Below are 7,220 nucleotides of genomic sequence, written 5' to 3'. Positions count from 1 at the left end.
TCACCTTGGTCAGCAGGTCGATGCCGGGCTGGTGGTAGACGCAGGTGTCGAAGAACACGTTGTTCAGCAGGTGGTCTTTGAGCAGGGGCTTCTTCATCTCCTGCGCCAGACCGCGGAAGCGGCCCCAGTGGTAAGGCACCGCGCCGCCGCCGTGGGGGACGATGAATTTGAGCGTCGGGAAGTCCTTGAACAGGTCGCCCTGGATCAGCTGCATGAAGGCCGTCGTGTCGGCGTTCAGGTAGTGCGCGCCGGTGGTGTGGAAGCAGGCGTTGCAACTGGTGCTGACGTGGACCATCGCGGGGATGTCGTACTCGACCATCTTCTCGTAGATGGGGTACCAGGCCTTGTCGGTCAGCGGCGGGCTGGTCCAGTGGCCGCCCGAAGGATCGGGGTTGAGGTTCAGGCCCACGTTGCCGTACTGCTCCACGCACTTGACCAGTTCGGGGATGCAGGTCGCGGGGTCCACGCCGGGGCTCTGCGGCAGCATGGCGGCGGGCACGAAGTGGTCGGGGAAGAGCTGGCTCACGCGGTGGCACAGCTCGTTGCAGATGGCGGCCCAGGTGGACGACACATTGAAGTCGCCGATGTGGTGCGCCATGAAGCTCGCGCGCGGGCTGAAGATGGTGATGTCCGAGCCGCGCTCTTTCATCAGCTTGAGCTGGTTGGTCTCGATGGACTCGCGCAGCTCGTCGTCGCTGATCTTGAGGTCGCTGACCTTCGGCATCGAAGCCGGGTCCTTGATGCCGGCGATCTGCGCGTTGCGCCAGTTCTCCAGCGCCTTGGGGGCCGTGGTGTAGTGGCCGTGGCAGTCGATGATGAGGGGCTTTTGCTGGCTCATGCGAAGGTCTCCTGGGTGCTGTCGGTGGTTGCGCATTCTGGTTCGCGGCTCGGCACATCACAAGCGGCATAAATCTCTACCAGATATCCCAAAAACACATGGGCTGCCCCATTCATGCCGGGATGCGATAACCGGGCGTGGCCCCGGGCGCCCGGGCGGCACCGCCTCCCGCCTGTGCACCATCGCCCCCCGCGGCGGGCGCGGGTCACCGGGCCACGGCACACGCCACGGGGAACGATGGAACCACAAAGCGCGCTCTCTGGAATAGCTGGTGACCGGTTATTACAAAGTGAAATAATCAAGCCCACTTTCCGGGGGCCAGCATGGATCTCAAGCAACTCGAATATTTCGTCCGCGTCGCCGAACTGGGCAGCTTCACCAAAGCCGCGCTGGCGCTGGACGTGGCCCAGCCCGCGCTCTCGCGCCAGGTGAGGCTGCTGGAGGTCGAGCTGCGCCAGAACCTGCTGATCCGCAACGGGCGCGGCGCCACCCCCACCGAAGCCGGCCGCCTGCTGCTGGAACACGGCCGCGGCATCCTGCACCAGGTCGAGCGTGCGCGCGAGGAACTGGGCCGCGTGCGCGGCGCGCTGGCCGGGCGCGTGGCCATTGGCCTGCCCCCCAGCCTGGCCCGCGTGCTGGCGGTGCCGCTGACGCGCGCGTTTCGCGAACAGCTGCCCGAAGCGCGCCTGTCCATCACCGAAAGCCTGTCCACCACCATGCAGGAATGGCTGGTCACCGGCCGGCTGGACATCGCGGTGCTCTATAACGCGCAGCCTTCGCCGGACATCGAGATCACGCCGCTGCAGGACGAAGAACTGCTGCTGGTGGAGCCGCGCGCGCCGGGCCTGGCCGAAGAACCGCCGCCGCCGCCCGTCGCGCTGACCGAGGTGGCCGGCCTGCCGCTGGTGATCCCGAGCCGGCCCAACGCGATCCGCATGTACGTCGAAGCCGAGATGGCCGCCGTGGGCGTGCGGCCCATGGTCGCGCTGGAGATCGACGGCGTCTCCGCCATCCTCGACCTGGTGGCCGACGGTGCGGGCGCCGCCCTGCTCTCGCGCAACGCGGTGGCGCGTTCGATCCGGCCCTCGGCCTACCGCACCCGCACCATCCAGCCGCCGCTGCGCACCCGCCTGAGCCTGGCCACCAGTTCACAACGCCCGGCCACGCTGACGCAGCAGACCACGCAGCTGCTGATCCGCCAGACGCTGGAAGCCCTGGGGTGAACAGGCCCTAGCCTGCTAGCCCAGCCAGCCGGCGCTGTGGCGCATCAGCCAGAGGATGGCGTTGAGCGAGAAAAACGAGGCGGCGGTGGTGCCCAGCAGCGCGGCGGCCGCAAACCCTTCGTGTCCGTGGCGCTGCGCCAGGATGGCGTAGACCCCCAGCATGGGCATGGCGGCCGACAGCACGGCCGCGGCGCGCAGATCGCCTTCGGGCACGGGCAGGCCCAGCGCGGCCAGCAGCGCGATGGCGCCCCACACCGCCGCCGGGTGCAGCACCAGCTTGCCCAGCGCGATCAGGCCCACCTGCCTGCGCAGGCCCCGCACCTGCAGGCCCACCAGGTTGCCGCCGATGATGAACAGCGCCAGACCTCCGGCCGCGCCCGAGAACAGGTTGACGAAGCGGCTGAGCACCGAGGGCAGCGCCCAGCCCGAGAGCGACACCCCAAACCCCAGCACGATGCCGATGATCATGGGGTTCTTCGCCAGGCGCTCGGCGGTCTGGCGCAGCACCGCGGCCAGCGACAGGCGCTGCCCCTCGTGCGCGCCCGCATCGGCCAGCGTGAACAGCAGCGGCAGCTTGAGCAGGTTTTCCACGATCAGGTTGAGCGCCAGCACCACCCCGCCCAGCGGGCCGAACAACAGCAGCATCACGGGGTAACCGATGTAGCCACTGTTGGAACAGGTCATGCCCATGGCCACGTAGGTGCTCTCGGTCAGTGACTTGCGCTGGACCTTCCAGGCCCAGCACAGGCTGCCCAGCAGCAGCGCCAGTGAGCCCAGTGTGAACGCCAGCAGGTAGCCGGGCCGCATCACCTCGGCCAGCGGGCGCGAGGCCAGCGCGTTGAACAGCAGCGCCGGCAGCGCGATCTGCAGCACGAACTTGCCGAGCACGCGCATGTCGGCCATGCTGAAGAAGTCCCAGCGCACGCTGGCCCAGCCCGCGAGGATGCAGAGGTAGATGGGGCCGGTGATGGCCAGGATGTCGAACATGGGGGGATGGGCTGGTGTCAGGGCGGCAAAGGGCCGCCCGCACGGGGTGGCCGGGGCGGATTCACGCGTCGTTGGCGGCAGGCCCGCGGGCCGCGAGCAGGCGGTCGGCGTAGCCCTGCCAGGCGGGGTTCGGGCCGAGGTCGGCGAAGTGCCCGGCGCGGGCCTGCGCGGCCATCCAGTCGTGCTTGAGCGCAATGGCTGAGGCCATGAAGGGTTCGAAGCCGGCTTCGCGCACGGTGTTGGCCACCTCGCGCATTTCTTCGGCGCGGCGCTGGCCGTGCTGCGCCACGCGGCTGAAGAAGTAGGCGCCCTGCTTGGTCCAGTCGATGCCGGGAAAGGTCTCCTGCAGCGTCGCGATCATGGCGTCTTCCACGCCGTAGTGGCGCGCAGTGGTGTAGCTCTCTAGCACCAGCGCCTCCAGCCCCTTGATCATCACGCTGCGGCACATCTTGGTGGCCGAGGCGATGCCCAGCTGCTCGCTGGCCACCGTCGCGTCCAGGCCGAGCGTCGCCAGCACCGGCTGCAGGCGCGCCGCGTGCGCACCGCCCAGCAGCATGGGCACGCGGATGCCGTAGGGCGGCACCGAGGTCATGACCCCGGCCTCGACGTAGTGCGCGCCGGCCGCGTCGATCAGCGCCGCCGCCCGCTGCTTGGTGCCGGGCGAGGCGGAGTTCAGATCGAGGAACACGCTGCCGGGCCGGATGTGCGGCGCCACCGCCTCGGCCACGGCCAGGGTGCTGCTCGCCGTCACCGCCGAGATCACCAGGGTGGCCTGCGCGCACAGCGCCGCAGCGCTCTCGCACGCCACCACACCGGCGGCGGCCGCATGGGCCAGCGGCTCGGCCTGCCGGGCCGGGTCGGCAAACTTCAGGTCCCAGGCGCCGATCCACGCCGACGCGGGCTTGAGCCCCGCGGTGAAGATGCGGCCCACCTCGCCGTAGCCGATCAGGCCGATGCGCAAGTCGTTCATGGGTGAGGCTCCTTGTCCTGAATGGGGGCCGGCGTGCCATGCCCCTTCCAGAACGCTTTGGTCCCGGCTTTGCCGGGCCGCACCGCGTTGCCCCCTTGAGGGGGTCGCGCGCAGCGCGGCGGGAGTGTTCTTCACTGCTTCGGAATACCGGCGCGCTGGATCACGGCCGCCCAGCGCTGGATGTCCGAGGCCAGCAGCTGTGCAGCTTCGTCGGGTGTGCTCTGGTCGGCGTCGATGTTCAGGTCGGCCAGCTTCTTGCGCACATCGGGCTTGGCCAGCGCGGCCACGATGTCCTTGTTCAGGCGGTCGATGATGGGGCGCGGCGTCTTGCCCGGCACGGCCAGCGCGTTCCACGACGAGGCCTGGAAGCCCTTGACACCCGCCTCGACGGCGGTCGGCACCTCGGGCAGCACGATCGAACGCTTCTTGCCGGTGACGGCCAGGGCGCGGAAGGCACCCGCCTTGATCTGGGTCAGCGCCGGGCCGAGGATCTCGACGCCCACGTCCACCTGCTTGCCGCGCAGGGCGCCGATCAGTTCCGGCGTGGCCTTGAAGGGCACGACCTGCACGTCGATGTCGGCGCTGGACTTGAACAGCTCGGCCGCCAGGTTCTGCGTGCTGCCGATGTTGATGCTGCCGATGTTGAGCTTGTTGGGGTTGGCCTTCGCGAAGGCGACCAGTTCGCCCAGGGTCTTGAAGGGCGAGTCGGCCGGCACCAGCACGGCCAGGTCGAAGGTGCCCAGCGTGGACACCGGCGCCAGGTCCTTGAGCGTGTCGTAGGGCAGGCTGTTGTAGAGGCTGGCCGTGACGGCGGTGCCGTTGGACATCAGGAACAGGGTGTGGCCATCGGGATCGGCCCGCGCCACCGTGCTGGCCGCCACCACGCCACCGGCACCCGGGCGGTTTTCGATGGTGACCGGCTGCCCCAGCGAGGCGCTCAGTTCGGCGCCCACGATGCGCGCGGTGAGGTCCCCGGCGCCACCGGCGGCGAACGGCACCACGATGCGCAGCGGCTTGCTCGGGAAGGCCTGGGCCTGCGCCTGACCGGCAAAACCGACCACGGCACACAGGGCTGCGGCGCAGGCCAGCAGGCTGCGACGGGACGGGGACACGGAACGGTTCATGGAAGTCTCCTTGTTGTGATGTGAATGGCCAGACGGCAGGCCAATGTACCCACCATGAAAAAGGCCCGCAATCACTTGCGGGCCTTTTCAGCTATGCCCGCCATTAGGTAGCTGTCGCCCATTGTTTTGAGTGGGCGTGGTGACTAGGCTTGCGGGGTATGAGTCAAATTCGTACCCCGCCGTCGCTTGCTTGGTTGCTCAAGACACGTGCTCGACTCCGTGGTGAGATCATCAAGCTAGAGACGGCAGAGGCTGCCAGGCTTCGACAAGTTGGCAGGAAGCTTGAAGCCATTGATGCCCGGCGGGAAGACTTGCTGTCCACATCGCACCATGCTGCAAGGACATGCGAGCAGCTGATCGCCGCACTCAGCCGAGACCTTGAGGCGGCCGATCAGGTTCTGCGTTTGCACGAAGTGCAGATTGACCCGGACCTTATTGCTCCAATCCAGACACACACACGGTGCGCGGCCACGGAGTACGGGGAGATGTCTCGTCTGATCTTGGCGTGTCTCAAGCACGCCCAAGGTATTCCGCAGAGCACGACACAGGTGGCCAATTTCGTGATTGAACAAATTGGCTCAATTGGGCATGCCGTTGACTACTCCGATTTTCGATACAGAGTCAGAAAGCGGCTGCAGAGACTTGCACGCGAGGGCCACGTAAAGCGCCAACACACCCATCGCACAGCGGTAGAGGGCATGTGGTTGGCAGCCAATTCGGCTGGAATTTATTAGACCCTGACCAGCAACTCACCAGGGCGATTATGCCCTTGCCAGTAGCCTCGCCACCAACGCGACATCCCTGCATCGAAGACCCTGCGCAGCAAATTCATGAGTTTTTGCATTTCCGTCTGCCGGCGAGCATCTTCACGCCAGGCAAACTCTTGTGCGTAGTCCGCCAAGTACTTGGGGCGGTAGCCATGGAACACGCCGTATTCAGCGCGGCGCATGCGAGAGAAAAAGCTCTCGGCTTGGTTTTCGTTAACACCATTGATCGTGCAGAACTCGAGAGAATGCTCGACACAATGGTGATCGTAGTCCTTGGACAAGTGTGTGTACGCCGCGTTTTCGTCGGTCATGATCGTCGAATTCGGAACAACGATCTCGGGGGTGATTTTATCCACTACCGCCGAATTCTCTGACAGAGCAATGAAGGTGCGTGTGGCATAAGCACCTTCCCCACCCTCGGGACAAACAGCACGATAAACCATCACAACGCGACGATTTTTTCGCTTCTCCCAGTTTCGGCGAGCAGCCCTGCCTTTTGGCTTTCGTTTGCTGACAGGTTCGCCTCTGAGCCGCGCCTCAACCATCGCGGCGATCTCCCCAGGCTTGCTCTTTCCCCGGAAACAGGATTTTCGCGGTTTCCCGCCGAAGTAGCCACCATCGATCTCGATCAACCCAGAAAGCGTCTCGGTGTCTTTTTGCCGCAAAAGACATTCCCGCAGTTTCCCCAATAAAACGGTCGCAGTTTTCACCTGCACATCGATGATTCGACTCAACTCTAGTGCTGAGACGCCTTTTGCGCTGGAGATGAACTTCACCAAGGCCATCAGCAGCTTTTTGAGTGGGATTTTTCGATCTGCAAAGACCGTATTGACCAAGGGTGAGAAATGTCGGTCGCAATGACGGCATCTCAACTGTGCCCGATCGACACGAAAAAACGGCTTTGAAATGGCACCACAGCCGGGGCAAATGACCTTGTCAAGGCTACCCCAACGATACGTGGCGAATGTTTGCAATACTTGGGCATTGTCCAGGTTGGCGACCTCCCACATGGAGAAATCCCTCAACTCCGCAGACTGCAGAAAATGTTGGCCCTGCTTGGGCTTTCTTCTTTCCATGGCTTCCGAGTTCTGTGTGGGCGACACGCGCGGTGTCGCCACATCACCGGCCAGCAGGCCGGCACCCGGAGGGCAGAGCGGTGCCACCGGCCCGAAAGAGCCGTTGACAACCGTCCTGGAAAGCACGAAAATTTCTGCATCAAGGTCCCGTCAAGGTCTTGTGCACAAACTCCACGCCCAGTGGCCTGCTCTAACAGGTCCTGGGCGTTGTGCTTTTTTTATCCCTCCAACTTGT

6 protein-coding genes are annotated in these 7,220 nt (G+C 65.3%); 1 reads left to right on the top strand and 5 read right to left on the bottom strand.

The genetic code is table 11. The annotated features are described in order from the left end of the window. A partial coding sequence (locus RMP09_RS09050) for an amidohydrolase family protein (protein ID WP_310565651.1) occupies positions 1 to 838 on the bottom strand: 838 nt, incomplete at its 3' end. Positions 839 to 1,161: 323 nt separating this feature from the next. On the opposite strand from RMP09_RS09050, the gene RMP09_RS09045 reads away from it, so the two are divergent. Beyond that, positions 1,162 to 2,061 (top strand): LysR substrate-binding domain-containing protein, encoded by a 900-nt coding sequence (locus tag RMP09_RS09045; RefSeq protein ID WP_310565650.1) that lies wholly within the window; start codon positions 1,162 to 1,164, stop codon positions 2,059 to 2,061. 15 nt (positions 2,062 to 2,076) lie between these two features. On the opposite strand, the gene RMP09_RS09040 is transcribed toward RMP09_RS09045, so the two are convergent. The 4 genes from RMP09_RS09040 to RMP09_RS09025 all read right to left on the bottom strand — a co-directional run bounded on the left by RMP09_RS09040 (position 2,077) and on the right by RMP09_RS09025 (position 7,111). Continuing rightward, positions 2,077 to 3,048 (bottom strand): AEC family transporter, encoded by a 972-nt coding sequence (locus RMP09_RS09040; protein ID WP_310565649.1) that lies wholly within the window; start codon positions 3,046 to 3,048, stop codon positions 2,077 to 2,079. A gap of 61 nt (positions 3,049 to 3,109) precedes the next feature. Beyond that, the gene (locus RMP09_RS09035; protein WP_310565648.1) at positions 3,110 to 4,018 is read right to left on the bottom strand and encodes an NAD(P)-dependent oxidoreductase; all 909 of its coding nucleotides are present in this window, start codon (positions 4,016 to 4,018) and stop codon (positions 3,110 to 3,112) included. A gap of 131 nt (positions 4,019 to 4,149) precedes the next feature. Beyond that, positions 4,150 to 5,142 carry a tripartite tricarboxylate transporter substrate binding protein gene (locus RMP09_RS09030; protein WP_310565647.1) on the bottom strand — a complete coding sequence of 331 codons (993 nt, stop codon included), beginning with the start codon at positions 5,140 to 5,142 and terminating at the stop codon, positions 4,150 to 4,152. 730 nt (positions 5,143 to 5,872) lie between these two features. Then, a complete protein-coding gene (locus RMP09_RS09025; protein ID WP_310565646.1) occupies positions 5,873 to 7,111 on the bottom strand; it encodes an IS1595 family transposase in 1,239 nt (412 codons plus the stop codon). Between the last annotated feature and the right edge of the window lie 109 nt (positions 7,112 to 7,220).

Origin of the sequence: Hydrogenophaga sp., from assembly GCF_031426985.1 — a bacterium.
GTDB lineage: Bacteria > Pseudomonadota > Gammaproteobacteria > Burkholderiales > Burkholderiaceae_C > Hydrogenophaga.
Note: the sequence above shows the minus strand (reverse complement) of the source record. Positions and strands in the feature narration are given on the sequence as shown.

What these genes read in the sequence shown, in the direction of transcription:
- RMP09_RS09040 (WP_310565649.1), bottom strand. Translation starts at nt 3,048, where the DNA reads ATGTTCGACATCCTGGCCATCACCGGCCCCATCTACCTCTGCATCCTC.
- RMP09_RS09035 (WP_310565648.1), bottom strand. Translation starts at nt 4,018, where the DNA reads ATGAACGACTTGCGCATCGGCCTGATCGGCTACGGCGAGGTGGGCCGC.
- RMP09_RS09045 (WP_310565650.1), top strand. Translation starts at nt 1,162, where the DNA reads ATGGATCTCAAGCAACTCGAATATTTCGTCCGCGTCGCCGAACTGGGC.
- RMP09_RS09030 (WP_310565647.1), bottom strand. Translation starts at nt 5,142, where the DNA reads ATGAACCGTTCCGTGTCCCCGTCCCGTCGCAGCCTGCTGGCCTGCGCC.